The organism is Chloroflexaceae bacterium, assembly GCA_025057155.1.
Classification (GTDB): domain Bacteria; phylum Chloroflexota; class Chloroflexia; order Chloroflexales; family Chloroflexaceae; genus JACAEO01.
The window spans coordinates 105329-127259 of record JANWYD010000006.1; the positions used below are offsets into that span (position 1 = coordinate 105329).

Below are 21931 nucleotides of genomic sequence, written 5' to 3' on the forward strand. Positions count from 1 at the left end.
GCGGATTGAAACGAGAGGCGTGTGCACGTACAACGTGCACGCGCCTTTCGTCGAAAAGGCCACTAATCCGCAAGGCGGATTGAAACTGATACCAGCAGGCGGGGAGAGGCGGCTCAGAATGGGTCGAAAAGGCCACTAATCCGCAAGGCGGATTGAAACATCACTCGCTCCCGGATTGCGCCGGCATGCCCGGCGTCGAAAAGGCCACTAATCCGCAAGGCGGATTGAAACATGTACTCGGAGTTTTTGGCGGCATTACACAACCACGGTCGAAAAGGCCACTAATCCGCAAGGCGGATTGAAACTTCAATTGTTAATGTGCTATAGGGGGACTAAAACCTACACCCTTATCGGGCCAGGTCGCATTCCTCACGACCCATCCGAACAACCTCAATCTCCCACGGCGGTCCAGGACGCTGCGCTCGTGTGCTTGAGCGTGCTGAGCGCCGTGTCCGAACAACCTCAATCTCCCAGGGCGGTCCAGGACGACCACAATCGCCGCGATCGTCGTATTCCGCACGACCCGTCCGAACAACCTCAATCCCCGCAAGGGGATTAAAACTATATGATCCTGACTTCATTCCACGGCGATTACATCGTCCGAACAACCTCAATCCCCGCAAGGGGATTAAAACCCGCTTGGACGATCCCAACGGACGGGAGCATCACGCTGGGTCCGAACAACCTCAATCCCCGCAAGGGGATTAAAACATCAGCGTCGAGATCGACGCGAGCAGGTCATCTGCCGTCGTGTCCGAACAACCTCAATCCCCGCAAGGGGATTAAAACCTCGGTCTCCCCGTCCGCACCATCCGGCTCGTTGACGGCGGTCCGAACAACCTCAATCCCCGCAAGGGGATTAGAACTCCAGCGTGTTATACGCAAACGCGAGTTGTTCTTCCTCCGAACCACCTCAATCCCCGCAAGGATCTCCGAGGCGCTGAGCGGCATGGTCGGATTCCAGGTTGTTCTTCCTCCGAACCACCTCAATCCCCGCAAGGGGATTAGAACTCATTCGCTTTGCCCAGGGCCGCGGAAAAAATGTCCTCCGAACAACCTCAATCCCCGCAAGGGGATTAGAACCTAGACTCGATGACGAGTCCCATTCCGTTGGGCGTCCTCCGAACAACCTCAATCCCCGCAAGGGGATTAGAACCCGCTCACCCGGCGGAGCGTCCCGGCTGGTCATCCTCGGCACGTCGTGACACTAAAGGCGTTCTCAAAAATGGCATACTGCGTCCTGATGCGCTAGCATTTGGAGGCGGCAACGGATGGGACGAACGAAACCATGGGCGGTGATCGATCCCTTGCTGGTGCGACCGCCGCGACGGACGGATGGCAAAGGGCGTCCGCAGCGGGATGACCGGCCTGTGCTCAACGGTAGCCTGTGGATCGTGCGAACGAACGGCTGCGCCGCGGCCCGCTCTCCCGGATCGCCACCCTCCCTTCCAGACGCGCCATCCACGGTTCCAGGCGTGGTTCGAGCACGGAACGTTCGAGCGCCTATACTAAGCGCGACGAACCATCCACCGCCCAGGGAGTTCCAGGCGTGGTTCGAGCACGGAACGTTCGAGCGCATCCTGACCGCTCTGGCCGAAGACCTGCGGGAACGCGGCGTGATTGACCCTTCGGCATGCTTCATCGACGGCGCCTTTGGGGCGGCGAACATAGGGGCGGCTGCGCGGCAACGACCAGGCGGGGCAACGCTTCGAAGCTCGTGGCAAGCGCCAACCGCGCTGGTCCTCCTCGCGCTGTCCGCGTTGAGGCTGCTCAGCCGCAGGCAGTCGCCCATGGCGCTGACACCCTGGCTTCGCGGTTGGTCGAGGCCGCGTTGATCGAAACCTACTCCAGCCTTGGACGACTGGTACATTCGGTATCGCAGCCCCTCGCTGGCAACTCGTTTCTCGAACGCGAACTGGATAAATGGCGAGCCAGGCGATCACATCGTGATCTCCAAGCGACTCGAGGAAGGCGATCTGGTCTTCGCGATTGTGATCGGCCTCGGTAACAATCCCTGAGCGCCTCTCCCTCTTGTCTCCCTCATCGGCTCCGCCTCCCATGCCTGTGGCGCTCCCGGATGCGGCGGGAAGGACTGAGGAGCGGGAACGAAGACGAGGGGAGCATAGGCGGACGCAGACCTGCCTATGCAGGGGCATGCCGGGAGGAGCTGCTGGCGACGCCCGCGACGGCAGGAGCGCGCGGCGCTCCGGATCAGGGCTGATTCTATTCCCCCACCCCCGGACACGACGCCGTCTCTCTCCCCCTTCCATGCTCTCCGCGCCCTCCGCGGTGCATTCCGTTACACGCCCCGCTCTTTCTACAGCCTTTCTCGAAACGATTGACCCGCAACGATGGCAGCACGATCGCAGCGAGCCTCACGGCTCAGGGTTCTCAGAGGATCAAGCATGCCGATCAGCGCTCTAAGACGTTTCCAATCCAGCCGCGCTATGCTACAGGCAGGTGCATAGCTCGTCACGCTTGCGAAAGGATCCGTCATGGCCGGCAAAACAATTCCGGAAACAAACGCCCGCCGCTGGTCCCCGCGTCGCGTCGGCGCCTGGACTCTGGGAGCGCTGCTTGTTGCCTTCGTCGCCATCCAGTTCCTGCCCTACGGCCGCGACCGCGCCAATCCCCCCGTCACCGCCGAACCGGCCTGGGATAGTCCCCAGACGCGCGCCACCTTTCTGCGCGCCTGCGGCAACTGCCATAGCAACCAGACCGCCTGGCCCTGGTATAGCGCCGTCGCCCCGGCTTCCTGGCTGATCACGCGCGATGTGCGCGAGGGCCGCGCCGCCTTCAACGTCTCTGAGTGGGGGCGTCCTGATAATGAGGGTGATGAGGCGGCGAAGCTGGTGCAAAATGGGGAGATGCCGCCGTGGTTCTATCTGCCGCTGCATCCCGAGGCCCGCCTTGCGCCCGCCGAGCAGCAGCAGTTCATCGCCGGCCTGATCGCCACCTTCGGCGGGGAGGCCGGTGACGAGCGGGGGGAAGAATAGGAGAGGGGTCGGGGAAACCAGGTTGCCCTGAGATCCGCTGCGCCCGATATAGGGACGCTCACGAGGCTCCGATCAGGTAGGGATGGGTGTTCTGTCCGCCTTTAAACCCCGGAGGGGGTGGAGGTTCAGCTAAAAACTTCGTTCACAGACTTAATAAGCCATAGGCTAACGTCCTGCATAGGACGAGCGTGAGTTTTATCGCTCCTCGATAAGACCCCGTATTGACATCACGCCTGCTACCCTCTACACTGATAGCTATCACTGCATACCAACAAGCGCAGGCACAGGTACGGTCGGTCGTTTCGGTGGACATCCTTTCAATTATCTTTTTACCAGAATGTGTTGACGTTCCAGTTGATGCTTTCGAAGCTGACCTGCCGCTGTTGATCCGCTGGGAACAAACGACCCCGGACGGGCGACGGATCACCCTCACGGCAGAGAGCAGCGGATGCTGCCGTTTGCCTACGCCCCGCGCCGTCAGGTTGCTGGCGGATCTTTTCGATGACACCCAGGCCGGACGCACCTACTGGATGCTGGCCCAGAAGACGGAGCACTGGCAGGCGCTCCATACGCTTGGACTGACCGATGGGGTGATATGCAGCGATTTCTCGCGACCTACCGGGGCGTTGCGCGAACCGGCGCGCTTCGTAGGTGTTAATCTGTTCCGGCGTCTGGCTGCGATACGTTCTCCCGAAGGGCGATTGTCCGCGCAACGGCTCATCCAGGCCTTTCTTGACGATCATCCTCCCGCTCCGCTCCCCGCAGAGACCAGGCCTGGATGTCTGATGATCAATCTCTCCCTGCTCGGGGCTCGCAACGACTGGTACAATCCCCTGCTCCTGCTGCCCTGGGAAGCGCTGACCGAACCGGAGCGCCCCGCACCGCTGCAGATCGAGCGCCCCATCGTTATCGTTCGCACTATCGCGGCGGACCCGTACCAGCCACCGGAGGAGTTGAACCTGGAGCAGCCGGCGCCGATGCTGGCCCTGCTGCCGCACAAGGCGATAACGCCTGAAATCCGCGCCGCCGAGCGCCGCGCGCGCCCCTATGCGCCCCGGCGGCATCGCCAGGAACTGGTCTGGTGCGACTGCCCCAAACCGCGCCCCGGCGTCAGAAGGGCCCATCTGCGCACGATATTCGAGCGGCACGCGCCGGCAGCGCTGCACTACTTCGGCCACGGCGCCTTCTGGCCCCTCGATCCCGGGCGCCTCATCAACGCGCTCCAGATTGATGACGCCTTGCTGGGCGCGCTCGAGCTGGCCACGCAGACTCACGATTGCCCGATCTGGCTCTTCTGTTGCTTTGCCTGCCACTCGGGGACGCCGGGCGATCAGAGCGAGCAGCCGCTCACCAGCGAACGCTGGAGCATCATCAACACTTTCAGCGGCAGCGTGCCGGCCATGCTGATGATGACCATCGCGATCAGCGCTGCCGCAGCAGGCGTTGCCGGCGAAGCCTGGTACGCGGCCCTGGCCCGCGGCGCGACCCTGTTGCAGGCGGCGCACCAGATGCGCCGGGCGCTCTGGCAACATGCCCTCCATCAACAGGGTCACTGGTCCGCCGACAGGCACGCCTGGTGGATCCCCGCCCTGTACCTGCGCCATCCCTGCTGGGATCGCGCCCTGGTGAACCATACGGCCTGGCAGCGACGCCTGCAACCGCCGGGGCAGTACTACCCGCCAAACAGGGAACAGCAGGAACACATCAAGACCATCTTCGAGCGGCTTGAACATAGTCGCTACCGGGTGGTCAACGTGCACGGACCGACGCCGCAAACCTCGCGCACCACCCTGCTGCACCAGATTGCCGCAAGGCTGCGCGCGGAGCGGAAGGGCCACCTGCTCCTCTCGGCTCCCGGTGATGGACAGCCAGGCGGCGTTGATCGCCTGGCTCTGCTGAAAAACGTGATCATCACCCGCCTCCGTCAGGCCCGCGGCCTGCATGCCCATTGGGACGGGCAAAGCCTCAAACGGGCAATGTCCGACCATCCAGACTCCGAGGATCTGCACAGGCGCTATGTCGCGGCGCTGAAGGCCCATCGCCGAAAGCCGTTCTGGGTGCTGATTGACGATATTGACTGGCCTGGCGAGCCGCAAAGCCAGGACGGTCGCAAACCCTTCCCCGGTCTCAGCCTGCTGCCGCTGAACGAGTGCGGGGAGACGCAGGTGCGCTTTATCGTTACCACGCGGAACCCGGAGTTTGGCCGGCAACTGTACATGAATGTCCTCAAGCTCGAGGCGGATGAGACCATCAGTATTCCGCGCCTCTTTACTCAACCGCGGCCCTACCTCCATAGCGCGGATGCCTTTACTGAATGGTTCATTCAGCGCAAGGGGCAACTGGCATACCGCCTGCTGGCCGTGCTGCTCATCGCAGACCAGGCGCTGCACGAGACGACACTGCGGGCCTACTGCGAGATGCAAACCCTGGGTGAAGACACCGATGTCGCGAAGGCGCTACAACATCTGAAGGAAGAAGAACTGGCGGCTTACGATGGCCAGCGCTACCAGGCGCGCCTCGATAGCACGCTGGTCAGGCACTGGGCCGGCGATGAAGGGACCGCCCCCATCCGCGCCGAGATTCGCGCCTGGTTCAAGAGATGGTACGAGCGGGTGGCGCGGGAAACGTTGCGCAAACAGCACAACGTTCTTCCCGAGGACCTGCTCCGCTTGATCCTCAAACGCTCGCTCTTTGAGACGCCTTCGCGCTACGAAATTGCCGATTACAACTTTGACGAGACCGCCGACCGGGACAACGCGCTCTATCGCTGGTGGCTGATCCTGCTGGAAAGCGCGGCACGGTACGGTCTTGAGGCATCACTGGCCGACTACGTCGCCGACCTTGCCCGCAGCGACACGCCATACACGGCGTGCGATCGGAAGCTCCTCAACTATCTCGAATGCTGGTTGCGGGGAACGGCATCGCGCGGCGCTTTCGGGCCGCTGATGGAAGAGAGCCTGGACGCCGTGCATCGCCGCGATCCGAAGAACCATACCCAGATCGGCGCGTTTTTCAACGCATTGCGATCACTGCGGACCGTTTTCGAGCGATCCTCCGAGCATCAATAGAGCAAGGACCCCTGAGGCCCGCCGATACTGGCCTCCTCCTGGCTCAACCATTACCGCCACGCCGATGCTTGCGTGGAGAGGACACGCACGGGGAGACGGCATATGCCTGTGCAGATCCGACGCTGGCTGGAAGTTCAGGGGTTTGAACGCAATCCGTTCGAGTATTACGAGGCCGATCGCGAAGAACTGCTTGCCAGTTACTTCGTCGAGCCGGAGTGGTTCGAGGCCCTGCGGGGCGATCCGCGCCAGCCGGCCAGCGCGGTGCTGTTTGCGCCCCGCGGGTACGGCAAGACCAGCCAGCGCTTGCAGATTGCGCGCCTCTGCGGCCTGGAGGCGCAGCCGCCGGCTCTGGTTGTGCAGATCACCGACTATAAATGGTTGCCGGCCGATCTGACCACCCTGACCGCCCGCGATTACCTCCGTTATGTCGCCGACCAGGCCTGCCGGCAGCTCTGGGAACACTGCCAGCGCAACCCGGAGTTCCATCGGCGCTTCCACGAGCAACCCCACGCCCTGCTGCGCCTGCACGCTCTCCGGTACTGGGCCGCTCCGCCCTCGTACCGCCTGCGTCTGCCCGAGCCAGCCCTGGGCCCGGAAACCGTGGCCGAGCTGGCCCGCACGTTTCGCCTGCCTGCCGCAGGCGGCGACGCCCATGCCCTGGTTGAGCAGTTCGCCCGGCACTATGAGGGCCTCAGCGATAGCGACCTGCAGAGCGAACTCCTCGAACTCGCGCGCATAGGCGGCTTCGTCAGCCTGTACATTCTCCTGGACCGTACCGATGAGGATCAATGGACGGTGCACAATCCGGCGATGGTGCTGGCCCGCCTGCAGCCGCTGATCAGCGATCTGCCCGTGCTTGAGCACCCAGGCTACGCCTTCAAGTTCTTCCTTCCCGACGCGCTCCAGTCCCTGTTCGCTGAGCGCCGCGTCGGGCGGGTCGGCGAACGCCCGCCCAGTTATCTGTTGCGCTGGCGTGACCACGACCTGCTGGCCATGCTGGCCCGGCGCCTGCAAGCCTACAGCCAGCCCGCGGGCCGGGTCACCCGCGCGGCGCGCGTCAATCGCTTTCAGGATCTCTGTGAATCCGGCAGCAATGCCGACGAGCGGCTGGTGCAAGCCGCCGCGGGTTCCCCCCGTCGTATGATCCAGCTCGCCCGCGAACTGGTCGAGCAACATTGCACACAGATTGACAACCCGGAAGCCAGGATCCCTCGCACCCTGCTCAACAGGGTCATTCCCCTCCCTGTCCCCCTGCTCTCCCTCGACGCCGAGGGCTTTGTCTGCTTCGATGGACAACGCGCCGAGACGGTGCAGTTGACCGAGATGGAGCGGAAGGTGCTCACCGAACTCTGGCGCCAGCGCGGCAAACTGATTTCCAAACGTGATCTGACGAATGCGATTTATGGCAAGAGCGAGCCAAACGACATAGAGGCGCTGGAAAAAACCATCAAACGGCTGCGCCCCAAACTTGCTCCACCCCGGAACTTGACAGAAGAGCAGTGCAAATATATTGATTATGTACGACAGAGCGGATATCGCCTCGTGAATTACGATCCCGACCAGTAACCGCCGCACGCGCTGCTTTCGCGGCGCAATCAGACCCCGGGCCAGCCAGGTCGTCGCCATATAAGACGTACACCTGTCCGAGAATTGTCGGCTTCCTGTCAGGTTTCCGTCAGGACGCTCTCCTCTTCCCATCCGCCGAAAGGGGTGTACCATTCGGAAGACTGGGTGAAGACCGGGTCATGCCGTTTTGCGCTTAGCATGGTATGGTGGCTTACAATCCGGAATCCATTGGAGTTGTATCCTTGGAAGCAATAGAAACAAACGTTTCAAAAGCCTTTTTTGGACGAAGACCCCTGCTCTATGAGTACTTTCGCTCCATTCGCAGTTTCTTACAAAATCGTAATAAAGATTACTTTTTTCACATCTATGCGCTTACCGGCATGGGGAAAACCTGGCTGATCTGGATGCTGTTCCTTGCGCTGCGCGAGGGGCGGCTCAGCGCCACGTGCTGGATCAGCTTCGCTCCGGCGGACGAACAGCCTCCCCTCACCACTCCGCCCGACTGGCTGTCGTGGACGCTGGTCTACCAGCCGGGACCGCCGCTGGCGCCGTTGATGACCCGCTCGATGGCCCTGAACGAACTCTGTGACAACCTGTTGCGACGCTTTGGCCTTAATGGCGCGCATAGCGAACAACTCGGGGCGATCGCCGGCAATCTTCAGGTTGCAGCGATCCTGCCCGACGATGAAGCCGCGCCACAGTACCGCGACCGGCTGGTGGTGTTCCTCGACGGTCTCGACCAGTTGGAGCAACGTATCGGCGTTGACGCTCAGGCCCTCTGGGAGGCCCTGCAAACCCACCTCTTGCGCCCTCTGTACCTCACCGGCAGGGTGCTGTGCTTCACTACCGGACAGGGCCAGCTCGTCTGGCGTTATTTTGAACTGGCTCGGGTGGTGCACGAACAGCCCTTGCCCGGGCTGAACCCGCGTGAGATACGTGAGATGGCCCGGCACTATGAACTTGACCCCCTCGCGGGCGAGGTGTATATGCTTACCCAGGGACACCCCTACCTCGCGGAGCATCGTTTCCGCCAGACCCGACAGGAACTTGCGGCCTCAGGCGCGGCAACTGACATCCGCCCGGCCATCACCGACGTTTCACCACCACCGGTTACCGATCCGGGCGACCTGGTGGAGCGGCTCGCCCCGGCATCGCGACAATTGCTCCCCGTGGCCGGGCTGCTGCGCAGCCTGGATCTGGGGGCTCTGGCCACCGCTATACAGCAGGTGCCCGGCCTGGCCATTCCGCCCTTCCGTCTGGCCGATCTGCACGCCGCGCTGGGCGATTACCTGGCCGCCGATCTGGTGGCGGAGCACGGCAGCGCGCCGCTGCGCTATCTCTGGCGCGCTGAACTGGTCCCGGCGCTGACCGATCTGGCCGAGCGTGAACTGGATGCCCGGGTGCGGACCGAGCTCCATGACCGGTTCGCCGACTGGTACGCGCAACAACTTGAGACAAACCCCCAGCGGTATGGTTTCTTAATCAACGAGTGGATGTTCCACAGTCTCAGCGCCCTGCCCCCCGGTCCTTCCGCCTGCGCGCGGTGGGCCGAACAGTTTCGCTGGCTCTGGTGGCGCGTGGGGTCCTCGCGAAGGGCGCAACTGCTCTACGAGGACGCTTCCCTGCAGGCGCTGCTCGCCGCTCGCGATTGCCAGCAGCGGGCCGCCGCGATTATTCGCTTCGTGCCCGATCAGCGCGAGCGCCGGGCCGAACTCTATCCGCAGATCCTTGACCACCTGCGCCGGCAACGGATCAGGGGCGGTGAGACGCCGCTTGGTGATGAGGATATTGCCCTCCTGCGCGACCTGGCGGCTTTGCCGTCCTTTGGCGTCGCCGAGGTTCGTGAGGCTATCGGCAAGCAACGCGATAACCGCTCCTCCAGAGTCGTTACGCTATCCGAAGCCATGGAACGCCTGGAGCGCCTGACGACCAGCTATGTCGTCATCCACGATGAGCCGGCCAGGGCCTTTGTGGTGGAACCCTGGCTCAAGCAGGTGCTAACAACCTGGAGGGATAAGGAGACCGAAGGTGGCGATACCGATCCCGATTGCTGAACGCTATATTGGTCAGCAACCGACGATTGAGGCCCTGCACGCCGCTCTCGAACGGGCCGGCACGGACACGGACCATTGCCACATGCTCTACGTCGAGGGCGGGGGCGGTCAGGGCAAGACGTTCTTTCTGCGCCAGATACCGTCGCTGGTTGAACCGCAACCGGCCTTCATCGCCCGGATCGTTGACCTGGCGGATACGCAGAACCGCAACGGCCCGTTTCTGGAGCAGACGATCATCGAGGGCCTGTCGGACAATCAGGAACAACCGCATCGCCTGGCGCCTGATGCGCTGCAAGCGGCATTCGTCACTTACTACGCGCTGCGCAAGCAACTGGAACGCGATCGCGATCGGCTGGCCGGGGCGGCCTATGAGTCCCGCTGGGCCGAGGTGCGCGCGGCTTTCGCCGAGGCGCTCAACCAGATCGCCCTGCAACGCCCGGTGATTTTGCGCTTCGATACGGCCGAGTCGCTCACCGGCGAGCCGCCCGAACCCGAACTGCAAGAACTGCTCGCCAGCACCCGGCGCGCCGCTGGCATCGAGCTGCGCTTGCCCTCGGCCCTCGATCTCTTCTTCGACTGGTTCAGCGCTGTCATTCCCCGGCTGCGGCGCGTGCTGGTGCTGATCTGCGGGCGTCCGACGCCTGCCGCCCGGCCTGATGCCACCCTCCTGGGACGCTGCGCCGACCTGCCGCGGGTGACGATGCACCAGTCGGCCCTGCACCCTCTCAATCGCGAGGAGATTGCCGAGTACCTCCGGGACGCGTCAAGCGACTTCACGCCCGACCAGGTTGACCAGGCGTACCGCATCAGTGGCGGCGCGCCGCTGCTGGTCGCCAGCTATGTCTGGCTGCGCATGACCGACCGGCAGCCTTCGTTCACCGCCGGCAGTCGGAGCGACTTCGAACGCCACCTGATCACGCAGGTGCTCAACCCCGTTATGCCCTGGGCCAGCTTTCCCATCAAGGTCCTGGCCTACTGCCTCTACGTCCTGGCCTATGCCCGCCGCGGCCTGACCCGCGAGCAACTCAACGCCTTTCTTGCCGAGCAGGATCTGCCAGCCCCACACGAGAGCTTTACCAGCGAGGAACGCCGCCAGTACGCCGATCTGATCGCCCATCTGGGCGAGGTGGCCCTGGTGAAGGAACGCCCCCAGAGCGGGTTGTTGTACCTCCACGACGAAGTCCATCGCATGATTGACGAGTGGCAGATTGCCGACCGGATGGACCTGCGCGGCGAGACGCTCCGCTACCTCCGTGACCTGGCGGTCGCCGAACATGAAAACCGCCTGCGCGTTCGCGCCGTCGAACCGGCGGAACGCGCTGCATTGCTGGTGGCTATCAGCAATCGGCTTTTCTATGAACTCGAACTCGACGTTTCCACCGGCTATGCGGAGTACCTGCTCGCCCAGCTCCGCCTCTTCAACAACCGCGAGTACGAACTGCCCCTCCTGCTCCGCGATGAGTTCTGGCGCTGGATCAACCTGCAGGCCACCGATTCTGAAAACGAAGGGCGCAGCTATCAGCCGCGGCGCGACCAACTGACCGACGCGCCAGCCTCCCACTTGAACCTGAAGCATCTGGTCGCCGACGATCTCCTCTGGCTGTTGCGCTACAACCTGGCCCGCAACGAGAACCGCCAGGCCGTCGCGCTGGGCCGCCAGGCGCTCGTGGATTTCCTGCCCCAGTACAGCGACGACGCCTACTTTCACTACGATCTCAAACAAACCCTTGCTCACGCCCTGACGCTCTATCACAATCAGGAGGTGCTCTACACCGGGGCCGAGGACCACTTCCGCGAGGCCCTGGCGATCGCGCAACGGGTGCCGGAGGAACCCGCCCTGTTGCCGCGCCAGCGTTTCTTTCGCGCGTATATCAACTATCTCCTGGGACGCACCCGGACGCTGCTTGGCTACATGTATCGCACCGTGCAGGAATATGAACGGGCCTACGCCGAGTATCAGGAGGCCTATCAACACTTTCAGGATATCCAGCATGAGAGCGCAACCTCCCGGCTCGCGCTCTACCTGCCCGTTGGCGATGAGATGGCGCAGATCCGCATTAATCAGGTGTTTGTCCTGGCGCACCTGGGCGACTTTGACGAGGCCGAGCGACTGCTCATCGAGCTGAGGACGGCCATCCGCCACGGCCAGATTTCGCCGGTGCGCCAGGCGCTCATTTTCAACGTCAGTTCAATCCTCGAAATCCAGCGCAACCGGCCTGAAGCCGCCGAGGCTTTCGCCAAACGCGCTCGCACGCTGGCCGCCAGCACCGGGAATGAGCGGGTGCTGGCACAGGTGAATTACCAGCTAGGCATCGCCTCGCACGAACTGTTGAAACATCCGCCCTACCCGGTCGATCTGTCGGCTGAGGAGTACTTCCGCGCCGCGGCCGAGTTCTTCCATAGCGCCAACGAACGAACGAGCCTGTGTGATGTGCTCCTCGACTACGCGCGCTATTTGCGTACCCTGGCCCACAATGAGAGCCGCAAAGCCAATCCTGACCGTGTGCGAATGAACGAGTTGTTTGATCGCGCCCAACACACGCTTGACCTGGCTAACGAGGCAGTGAGCGAAACACCGCTTACCGGGCACATCACCCTGCCCGCCGTGGAGATCACTGTTGAACGCGCCTTTCTCCTGCGCCTGAAGCACGAGCGCGCCGAAGCGCTACGCGTCCTCGATGAAGCGGAAGACCTTATCCGGCGCCATCGCCTCCCTCGCCGCGCGCTCCTTATGAGTGCGACGATCGCCTTCGAGCGCGCCTGGCACCGGGCCGAGGAAAACCAATCTCGGGTCTTCCTGCACCACCTCCTGATCGCCCTGGTCCATTGCCGCATCTACGCGCGCAATGATCGCACCTATCTGCGGTTCTGGGAGATCATCCGGGGCGACCTGAACGCCTATCCGCGCGATTTCCTGTTCGCCGCGCAACACGTCCTCGACCATGCCGACCGGGACCTCCCGGCCACGCCGCCAGCGCTGATGGCCGGGCCGCTCGATCCGGATACGCTCCATCAGTACACACAACAGTGGCCGGGGTTCTGGAACGAAGAATGCCGGTTTTTGCAAAACGAGGTCGAGATCCAACTGTCCAGGTTGGGATAGTAACGGTGCGCTTCCGGCATGCCATCTGCAAGCGAGTTCAGTCTCCTCTTCGATCACGGCGACGACCCGGACAAGAGCGAAGCCGTCACCGACTGCGACTGCGCCTGTCCTGTCGCGCTGCCGCCGCCTGCCACTCCGCCCCCGCCCGCCGCGCCGCTCTACCCGCACCCCGACCTGCGACGCCTGCCCCTCTCGGACCGGGCCTGGGTAGCCTTTGTGCCGTCCTTCAGCCGGGTGGCGGTGCTCGATCAGGCCACCTGGGACCTGCTCTATACGCCACCGCCCGCCCGCCCGCCCGACGCCAGGGCGGGGAACATTCTGGCAACCGCCCATCACCTCGGTCTGCTGATCGCTCCTGGCGAACCGCCCCGCGCGCCGCTTCGGCCTGACCGGCTGCTGGCCTGGCTGCATGTGACCAATGCCTGTAATCTGCGTTGCACGTACTGTTACCTGCACAAGAGCGGCGAGCGCATGTCATCGGCGACCGGCCGCGCGGCCATTGACGCGACGTTTCGTTCCGCCCTCGCCGCGGGCTACCAGCGGGTCGAGTTCAAGTACGCAGGGGGCGAGGCGCCCCTGCACCTGGAGCGGGTCGCCGAACTCCATCGCTACGCCGCCTCGCGGGGCGCAGAACACGGCCTGGAGGTTCGCGGTCGTATCCTGAGCAACGGGACAACACTCACCCCTCAACGTCTGGCGCTGATCGCCGAACTGGGGATCGGCCTGATGGTGTCCCTTGATGGGCTTGGCGCCGAGCACGACGCGCAGCGCCCCACCACGCGCGGTGGCGCCTCGGCCCTCGCCGCGCTGAACGGCCTGCGCCGCGCCCTGGCCTGCGATCTCCAGCCAACGGTTTCGATTACTGTCACCCCCCAGAGCGTCACCGGCCTGCCCGCGCTTCTCGGTGAATTGCTCGACATGGGCGTGTACTTCACCCTGAACTTCGCCCGGCCCGTCACCGCTGCCGCCCCGGCGATTACCGCGGCTGAGGAGCGCATCATCGAGGGACTTCGGGCGGCATACGCCGTTATTGCCGGGCGACCGCTGCGCTACAGTCTGCTCGGCGCGCTGCTCGACCGCGCCCACCTCGGAGCCGGTCATCGCCATGCCTGCAGCGTCGGAGAGCACTACCTGGTCTTTGACCACCGCGGCAACGTCGCCAAATGCCAGATGGTCATCAACGAACCGATCACCACCGTAGCCGCGGATGATCCCCTCGCGCTCATCCGGGCTGATCGCACCGGGGTCCAGAACCTGGCGGTTGAAGCGAAGGAGGGTTGCCGCAACTGCGAGTGGCGCTACTGGTGCGCTGGCGGCTGCGCCGTGACGACCTATCGCGTGACCGGGCGCTATGACGCGCGTTCACCCAACTGTCGCCTCTACCGGGCCCTCTACCCGGACGTGCTGCGTCTGGAGGGGTTGCGCCTGCTGGCGTTGTATGTGCCGGAGTCGTCCGCCTGATCCGCGTTGTCGGCGTTCGTCGGCATGGCGGGGGTTATTGTCGGATGCACACCAGGGAAATATCGCTTTGCAGGCGCTGCCGTGGCGGATCTCTGGAGGGAGAAGAACGGCAGACTGGGTCTGGTTATGTCGGGTAGGGGCTTCTATACTACGGCTGCACGGCCAGTGGAGCGAAGCGCACCGGAGGAGCCCAGATGTATAGCCCTACCGACTTGCTATTTGTAATCGTAGGAACCGCGCTCATCACTGCGCTCATCGTCGCCGTCTTGATACGGAATGTGACGTCCTATCCGCGCGAGGTGATCTACGTTTCGCCAACCCAACCGTCGGACGATGCCGGCTCGGGATGTCTGGCCATCCTTATTCTGCTCGGTCTGATGGTTTTCATCGTGTTCACTTTTAGCAGCTAACCAGCTTAAGCGCGGGGGAGGACGTCGGAGAACAGCGCCTCCCTCATCCTTTCCGTCGTGCGGGCTTTGCCCGGAGCGCAACCCTGTGGGTTGCGCTTTTCATCAGTCTTCAATATAGATCGGATTCGTAAACAACCACGATTTCCCGCCCACGTACCCCTCCAGCCGATACACCGCGGCGGCGTCCACACTCTGGCGGATGCGCCGCACCCCGCTGGTCAGCACCTCGCCGTCGGCGATAAGGCGGATGAAGGCGTTACGCCCTACGTCGGCCTCGATCAGCAGGGGGCCACCGGCGATTGAAGCCGTGTCGCCAATGGTGTAGACCTCGTGACCCCGGCGCGCCGTGAAGACAATTGACGGCGCGGCCCCATCGAGCCGGTTCACAAAGTAGCTTCGCCCCGCGCCCAGGGCCGCGTACACCTGCTGCGTCGCCACCTCCGGGTCGTCGTGCAGGGGCCGCTCCAGCAGCAGGTAGTTAGTGAGCGTGCCAAACAGCCAGCGGTAGGGAAAGACCTCGATCACGCCCCAGGGCGCGCGGTGCTTGAAGGCATGCGCGTCCACGCCCCCGATGCCGAAGGTGCGCCGCCCGACCATGTTCAGCCGGTCCCACCAGGCCAGGGTGGCAGGCGTCGGCCCGCTGAGACCCAGCGCCGGCACGAAGAAGTGCGGGTAGCGATTGCGCCGGGTCAGGTTCTCGCCCCAATCGCTCATCAGGTTCCACAGTTCCAGACCCACAGGCCGGCCCGCGCGGTCGGTCGGGCCATCTATGGTCCAGTCGTCCCAGCGGTAACAATCCTTGAAATCATTGCGTATTCGTTCGTCGGGATGGGCGATAATGCCAAACCCGCCCCGGGCGTACACCGCGTCAATGAACGCCTGCGGCGGCAGGGCATTGCTGATCACCTCACGCACGTTGAGCGCCAGAAAGTGATTGCGCGGCGGAGTGATTTCGTGCCCGACGATGACCAGCAGACCGTCGTGCCAGCCGGCATAGGGCAGCCCTTCCAGCGTATCGTGGTCGGTGACGATGATCCAGCGCAGACCGGCGTCACGGGCGGCGGCGATGACCTGCGGAAACGTGCCGGTTCCGTCAGAGTACGTCGTGTGGATGTGGATCGCGCCAGGGTAAATAAACGCGGGAGGCATAGACGTCTGAAGATGAAGGAGGTTTTCCTGTGAGGATTGCTCGCTCCTGATCCCCTTGCGGGAAGGGGCATAAGGCAACCTGGTTTCCCTGCCCTCCTCCAACCGGACCGGGGGGCGTCGGACGCTAGCCCGGCGGGCAGGGGTGTGGGGAATCCGGGTTTATCCACGTTCACCCCAGTGTACCACGCAACCTGAAGGAGAGCCATCTGGTTGCATTAGGCATCTATAATGGACACGGAGAACGTTTCGATGCCGTCCCTTTGCAGCTCATCTACTCGCAAAAGGAACATCGTATGCAGCGTCTGGGGTCCTGGATCATTCGTGTGAACACATCGAACGAGGATCGACAGCGGCGCGGCCAGACCCTTATCATACTCGGCATCGGTCTTATTGCCCTGGCCCTGGCAGCTATTCCGCTCAGCATGATCGCCGGTCAACCCTCCGCACTGTTCATTAGTGCGAGTGCCCTGGTCCTCCTGGTCGGAGTGATTATCCTGGCCCGCATGGGACGAGTCAACCTGGGCGCCTATCTGTTGCTCTTCGTCTTGCTGGCTGGAATTATCGGTTCGTTTGTCGCCAGGCCCGTCACGCCGAACGGGCTGTTTTTTATGATCCTGCCCATCCTCTGCGCGAGCATTCTGTTGCCGCCAATCCACATCTGGAGCACGCTGGTCCTGGCTATGGCGGGAGTCCTTCTGAGCTTCGGTCTCCTTCCGGCGAATCTCCGCGACGACCGCTACTGGCGCGTGGCGGCGCTGTCGGCGCCGTTATTGATGGCGATGAGCGCCCTTGTCAGTTTCCTGGGAGCGCGGATGGTGAAGCGTTCCCTCACCATGGCACACGCCGCGCGTGCCGAGGCTGATGCCGCCAACCAGGCCCTCGCCGCCAGCAACGTCTCCCTGGAAGCGCGCGTCGCCGAACGCACTGCCGCTCTCCAGCAACTTGCCGATGAGCAGACCGCCCTTGCCGCCCAACTGCAGGCCAGCCTCGAAACCCAGAAAGATCTGAACCGCGTTATCGCCGCCCTCTCGATGCCGGTCATTCCTATCAGCGACAGGGTCCTGGTGGCGCCGATTATCGGCAACCTCGACACCGAACGCACGCAGCTCCTGCTGGCTACGGTTCTCGATGAAGTGGAGGCTGCGCGAGCGCGCGTGGTGGTGCTCGACATTACCGGCGTTGCGGTGGTAGACACCCAGGTAGCCGCGGCGCTGCTGCGCGTCGCCGGCGCCGTGCGCCTGATGGGCGCCGAAACCCTCCTGGTGGGCATCCGCCCCGAAGTGGCTCAGGCCCTGGCGAGCCTGGGGGTCAACCTCGGCGAACTACGCACCGCAGCAACCCTCCAGGACGGCCTGCGGGCGATTGGCTTTAGCGATAGCGCCAGGATTGCAGAGAAGGATCGCTCGAATGGGCGCCGCCCCTCTTAGCCCCTCCCATCGAACGACGACTCATCATCCAAAATCCAAAATCCAAAATCCAAAATCTAAAATCCAAAATCAACTGTCTCCCGCAGCGCCTCGGCCAGCGGCTGGCCCTGGCGAAGGCGATACGTAGGCACACGCAACTCGGCCAGCCGCCGCAGGACCGGCTCGGGGTCCTGCCAGCCGCCGTAGCTTCGGGGGTCCACAAACAGCGCCACTGCGCGCACCCCGCGGTAGAGGTGCTGTTGCAGGGCGCTGACCCAGCGCTCATCCACCGACGAGGTGATCACCACCAGCGTACAGTTGCGCCCGAAGCGCTGGCTCTCCGCCACCAGCACCTCGGCCAGCGCGTGGGCGCCGTAGGCGCGGAGCACGGCCAGGGCCTCGAGGATTTTAAAAAGCTGCCGCACCTCACGCTCGGCGGGAATGAGTTCACGGTGCTGGCCCCAGGCCACCAGACCCACCAGCCGGTTCTGCGCCAGCAGCGCGCGGGCCAGCGAGGCCGCGGCCAGCACCGCATGTTCCTCAGTGCTCTCCAGCAAAACCGTTTGTGGCGCGACCGGCTGGCGCACCCACCAGGGACCCGCGTCGCGGTCGTCGCTGCGCGGTGATTGAGGCGGACGGGAGTCGCGTACCACGGCTCGTTCCTGCATATCCAGCACCAGGTACACATCGGCGCTCGGATCCAGCTCGAACTCCTTGACCATCAACCGGCCCGTGCGCGCCGTCGAACGCCAGTGGATGCGGTTCATGCTGTCGCCCGGCGCGTATTCGCGCACCGTGGCCACACTGGGCGTGAGATGAAAGCTGCGGGCGCGGGTAGTCCGCCCGCCGGGCAACTCGGCGCCGGGCAGGCGGAAGTCTGGCAGATCCACCGTTTGCGGGTAGACCAGGATCTCGCCGGTTGCCGGGACGGAGCGGCGCAGGCGCACAATGCCAAAGGGGTCGCCACTGATCAGCATCGCCGGCCCCAGGCGAAAACGCCCCCGGCGCGTGCAGAGGGTGCGCGCCGTCCAGCGCCCGGTCTCTCCCCCGGCCAGCGTAGCGACGAACCCGGGGCCGCGCTCCGGCAACTCCGACTGGTCGTACAACTCGATCCAGAGCTTGGGGAGCAACCAGCGGTTCCGCAGCGTGATGCGCTCGCGGGCATACTCGCCCACTGTAGCCCGTGGCGTCAGGATTTCGCGCTCGACGACTAGGCCACGCAGATTGAGCCAGGCCCAGAGCGCCGCGAGGATGAGCAGTCCCACGAGCAGGTAGCTCAGATGAAAAAAGAGCCGCAGGCCGGTACCCTGGGCGGCCAGGAAGCTCAACGCGGCCAGGATCAGCAGCGTCAGCGGACGAACCAGCATAGTAGATTCCAAAAGCGTTTTCAGCTATCCGTTTGCCGTAGCTAGCTGGTTACAGCAAACAGGTATAATGCAGGGCGTCACCGCGAGCCAGCGGCGCTTGCTCCGTCGGATTGTCAGGCGTCCGCACTTAAGGCGCGCGGGCGGCAAAACACGTCCTGATCCCGGTTCCTGTTGAAGAGAGCGCCCGCACGGTTATCACTAGATCTCATGGCAGCATGATAGACGGCAATCCAAAATCCAAAATCCAAAATCCAAACCTGTCAGTTCCACTTCAGCGCGACAAGGAACGACCATGGGTAGACTCGATGCGCTGTTCGCGAGCCTGCGCATTCCCGATGAAGATGTGCAGCGCCGGGGGCGGATTCTGAATATTCTAGCACTCGGCCTGATCATTCTGAGCTTAGTCTATGTACCGATCAGCCTGATCACCGGTTATGCCTTGTTGCGGATCGGGCAACTGCTGACGATGGCGATTGTCGCGGGCATAGCATTCTGGCTCGGCCGATCCGGGCGGGTGACCGTGGGCGCCTATCTCCTCATCGGGGTCATGATCTACGCGGTAGCCTCATCCATTCCCGGACGGTTTTTCTCAGCCAACATCCTCTTCTTCACCATTCTCCCCGTGCTCTTTGCGGGCGTCCTGCTGACGCCTATTCACATCTGGAACGTGCTGATTATCACGGTGGCCATCATCACATTTCGGGTGAGTCAGCTTCCTCCCGGCATACGCTACAGCATGTCGTGGAACACCACCTTTTACAATGCGCCGCTGCTGCTGTTCGCGGTCGCGTTGGTGAGCTTTCTCAACGCCCGCGCAACTGTGCAGACCCTGCGGCAGCTTGCGGCGGCCCGCGCAGAAGCCGAGACGGCTAACCAGGCCCTCACGGCCAGCAATGCAACTCTGGAGACACGGGTCGAAGAACGCACCGTCGCCCTGCGTCAGGCCCTCGAAGAGCAGCGGGCCATCGCCACGCAACTTCAGGCCAGCCTGGCGACCCAGCAAGAACTCAACCGGGTCATCGCCTCTCTTTCGATACCGGTGATCCCTATCAGCGCCGGCACGCTAGTGGCGCCGATTATCGGCAACCTCGACACTGAACGCGCCAGGCTGCTGCTCACCACCCTGCTGGCGCAGGTTGAGGCGACCAGGGCCCGCACCGTCGTGCTGGATATCACCGGCGTCGCCGTGGTGGACGACCAGGTAGCCGCGGCGCTGCTGCAGGCGGCCAGCGCCGCGCGGCTGATGGGCGCCGAAACGGTAATCGTCGGCATTCGCCCCGAAGTGGCGCATACCCTGGTCCACCTGGGCGCGGATCTGTCCCATCTTCACACCGCCGCCACCCTGCAGGACGCTCTGCAGGCGCTCGATGGCCGGGCGCGCCGGTGAGGCTGGCCGTTCACCATGTTCCGCACCTGTGCTCACCGCCGAGAACGCGGAGAGATCAGAGGGTTTCGCTCAACCGCCGTCTCTGTGGTTAATCTGAACAGGTATCGCATGATCTATCACATTACCAGCAATGCCACCTGGATGGCGGCCCGGGCCGCGGGAAGCTACACGGCGGACTCGCTGGCAACCGAGGGCTTTATCCATTTCTCAACTCGCGACCAGGTGCTCCGCGTCGCCAACGCGCTGTTTGGGGGGCGAAGAGATCTCGTGCTGCTGGCCGTAGACCCGGCGCGTCTCAGCGCGGAGGTGCGTTACGAGGAGACACATCCCGGCGAATACTTCCCGCACCTCTACGGCCCGCTCAACCTCGACGCGGTCGTGGCCGTGTATCCCTTTCCACCCCGGCCTGACGGGAGCTTTGACTGGCCGCCGGGGTGTCCTGTAGAGGTGTAGAGCTGTGGAGGTGTGGAGATGTAGAGTTGTAGCGTGTCAACCACATTGGCTCACGGTAGAGCACTGAAGTAGAGCTGTGGAGGCGTGGAGATGTAGAGTTGTAGCCGTGTCGGTTCATCTCCACACCTCCACACCTCCACACCTCTACACCTCCACATCTCTACCCCCCCAGGGCCGCCAGCACCTCGCCCCGTGGCACGCTGCGCTGCACGCCAGCGCGCAGGTCCTTGACCACCACCTCGTTGCGCGCCAGTTCGTCAGGGCCGAGCACAAGCGCGTAGCGCACCCCTTTGCGGTCGGCCTCCTTGAACTGCTTGCCCAGCCCCGCATCAGGGTCGAGGCTTACCAGGGTGTTGATCCCCCCCGCGCGCAGTTCGCGGGCCAGTTCGAGACTCGCGGCGGTCAACTCGGGGTTGAAGATGGTCACGTAGGCGATGGCCGTGCTGCTAATCTGCGGGCCAAGCCCCAGCTCTTCCATGACATCGTGGAGCCGGTCAATACCGAAGGCCAGGCCCACAGTGGGAACCGGTCGCCCGGCAAACTGGCCGATCAGCTCGTCGTAGCGCCCCCCGCCAAGCAGCGAGCCTTCGGGCCAGTGGGGGGTGATGGCCTCGAAGACCATCCCGGTGTAGTAGGCCAGACCGCGGGCCAGGCGCGGGGCGACGCGGTAGCGCTCCGCCGGCACGCCCATCGCGGCGAGGCCGGCGATGATCGCCCGCAGATTCTCCAGCGCGGCGGACGCCCGCGTGTCGCTGGCGAGACGCTCCGTCAGCGCCGCCAGCACCGCATCCGGCTCGCCCTCGATCTGCACCAGCGCCAGGATCTGGTCGGCGGCCGTCGCTTGCACGCCCGCCCGTAGCAGTTCCTCGCGCACCCCCTCGGCGCCGAGCTTGTCGAACTTGTCAATCGCCCGGTACACCCCTCCGGCAGCCTCCTCGTCCAGACCGCTGACGCGGGCGATGCCGCCGATCACCTGGCGGTGGTTGAGCAGGGTGGTGAAGTCGGGAAAACCCAGTTCGGTCAGCGCGTCGGTGAGCAGGGCCACGATCTCGGCGTCGGCAAGCGGCGAACTACTGCCGACAATATCAACATCAAACTGGTAAAACTCACGGTAGCGTCCCCGCGCCGGGCGTTCGCCGCGGTAGCTTGGCCCGTAGGCGTAGCGACGCCAGGGCAGGGCCACGGCGGCTCCGTACTGGGCCACCACCCGCGCCAGCGGCACGGTCTGATCATAGCGCAGGGCCAGGCGCCGGCCCCCGTGATCCTCAAAGCGGTAGATCAGCTTTTCCTCATCGCCCAGCTTGCCCTCCAGCACCTCAGCATACTCCACCACCGGCGTCTGCAACGGCTCGAAGCCGTAGCGCTCGGCCACCCGCGTCAGCACCGCCAGGATGTGCTGGCGCAGCAGCATCGCCTGGGGCAGATGGTCGCGCATCCCTTTGATGTTTTGCACTCTGGACATAGTATGTTCCTGAGCAGTGGGTGCAACCTTCCAGGTTGAGTGGGTGCAA

At 63.7% G+C, this 21931-nt stretch carries 13 protein-coding genes and 2 CRISPR repeat arrays (1 of these 15 only partly in view); of the genes, 10 read left to right on the forward strand and 3 right to left on the reverse strand.

Annotation, left to right across the window (positions count from 1 at the left end):
* A CRISPR array of direct repeats spans window positions 1-305; the repeat unit is 37 nt; unit sequence GTCGAAAAGGCCACTAATCCGCAAGGCGGATTGAAAC (it extends 2518 nt beyond the left edge of the window).
* A 74-nt stretch (window positions 306-379) separates the two neighbouring features.
* Window positions 380-1156: direct repeats of the CRISPR family, unit length 32 nt; unit sequence TCCGAACAACCTCAATCCCCGCAAGGGGATTA.
* Between the two features lie 1339 nt (window positions 1157-2495).
* The 7 genes from NZU74_06615 (at window position 2496) to NZU74_06645 (ending at window position 14658) form a co-directional block, all read left to right on the forward strand.
* Entirely contained in the window at window positions 2496-2996 is a 501-nt protein-coding gene (locus NZU74_06615; GenBank protein ID MCS6880988.1) for a heme-binding domain-containing protein, read from the forward strand.
* A 458-nt stretch (window positions 2997-3454) separates the two neighbouring features.
* Entirely contained in the window at window positions 3455-6064 is a 2610-nt protein-coding gene (locus NZU74_06620) for an ATP-binding protein (protein ID MCS6880989.1), read from the forward strand.
* A 102-nt stretch (window positions 6065-6166) separates the two neighbouring features.
* Entirely contained in the window at window positions 6167-7630 is a 1464-nt protein-coding gene (locus NZU74_06625) for a winged helix-turn-helix domain-containing protein (protein ID MCS6880990.1), read from the forward strand.
* A gap of 380 nt (window positions 7631-8010) precedes the next feature.
* Entirely contained in the window at window positions 8011-9684 is a 1674-nt protein-coding gene (locus NZU74_06630; GenBank protein ID MCS6880991.1) for a hypothetical protein, read from the forward strand.
* On the forward strand, window positions 9659-12787 hold the full coding sequence (locus tag NZU74_06635; protein ID MCS6880992.1) for a hypothetical protein: 3129 nt from the start codon (window positions 9659-9661) through the stop codon (window positions 12785-12787). The genes NZU74_06630 and NZU74_06635 overlap by 26 nt, the downstream gene beginning before the upstream one ends.
* 18 nt (window positions 12788-12805) lie before the next feature.
* Window positions 12806-14248, forward strand: coding sequence for an SPASM domain-containing protein (locus NZU74_06640; protein MCS6880993.1), 1443 nt, complete (start codon window positions 12806-12808; stop codon window positions 14246-14248).
* Window positions 14249-14442: 194 nt separating this feature from the next.
* Window positions 14443-14658 carry a hypothetical protein gene (locus NZU74_06645; protein ID MCS6880994.1) on the forward strand — a complete coding sequence of 72 codons (216 nt, stop codon included), beginning with the start codon at window positions 14443-14445 and terminating at the stop codon, window positions 14656-14658.
* 102 nt (window positions 14659-14760) lie between these two features.
* Here the strand turns inward: NZU74_06645 and NZU74_06650 are convergent, their stop codons facing one another.
* The gene (locus NZU74_06650; protein MCS6880995.1) at window positions 14761-15807 is read right to left on the reverse strand and encodes a CehA/McbA family metallohydrolase; all 1047 of its coding nucleotides are present in this window, start codon (window positions 15805-15807) and stop codon (window positions 14761-14763) included.
* Between the two features lie 293 nt (window positions 15808-16100).
* Here NZU74_06650 and NZU74_06655 point away from each other — a divergent pair, with 293 nt between their 5' ends.
* Window positions 16101-17234: an STAS domain-containing protein gene (locus NZU74_06655; protein ID MCS6880996.1), complete on the forward strand. Its 1134-nt coding sequence runs from the start codon at window positions 16101-16103 to the stop codon at window positions 17232-17234.
* A 56-nt stretch (window positions 17235-17290) separates the two neighbouring features.
* Here the strand turns inward: NZU74_06655 and NZU74_06660 are convergent, their stop codons facing one another.
* Window positions 17291-18580: a DUF58 domain-containing protein gene (locus NZU74_06660; GenBank protein ID MCS6880997.1), complete on the reverse strand. Its 1290-nt coding sequence runs from the start codon at window positions 18578-18580 to the stop codon at window positions 17291-17293.
* Between the two features lie 292 nt (window positions 18581-18872).
* Here NZU74_06660 and NZU74_06665 point away from each other — a divergent pair, with 292 nt between their 5' ends.
* Together NZU74_06665 and NZU74_06670 are read left to right on the forward strand one after the other, a co-directional pair.
* Window positions 18873-19967: an STAS domain-containing protein gene (locus NZU74_06665; GenBank protein MCS6880998.1), complete on the forward strand. Its 1095-nt coding sequence runs from the start codon at window positions 18873-18875 to the stop codon at window positions 19965-19967.
* Between the two features lie 108 nt (window positions 19968-20075).
* Window positions 20076-20420: a DUF952 domain-containing protein gene (locus NZU74_06670; GenBank protein MCS6880999.1), complete on the forward strand. Its 345-nt coding sequence runs from the start codon at window positions 20076-20078 to the stop codon at window positions 20418-20420.
* A 160-nt stretch (window positions 20421-20580) separates the two neighbouring features.
* Here the strand turns inward: NZU74_06670 and hisS are convergent, their stop codons facing one another.
* A complete protein-coding gene (hisS, locus tag NZU74_06675; GenBank protein MCS6881000.1) occupies window positions 20581-21882 on the reverse strand; it encodes a histidine--tRNA ligase in 1302 nt (433 codons plus the stop codon).
* Window positions 21883-21931 lie beyond the last annotated feature (49 nt).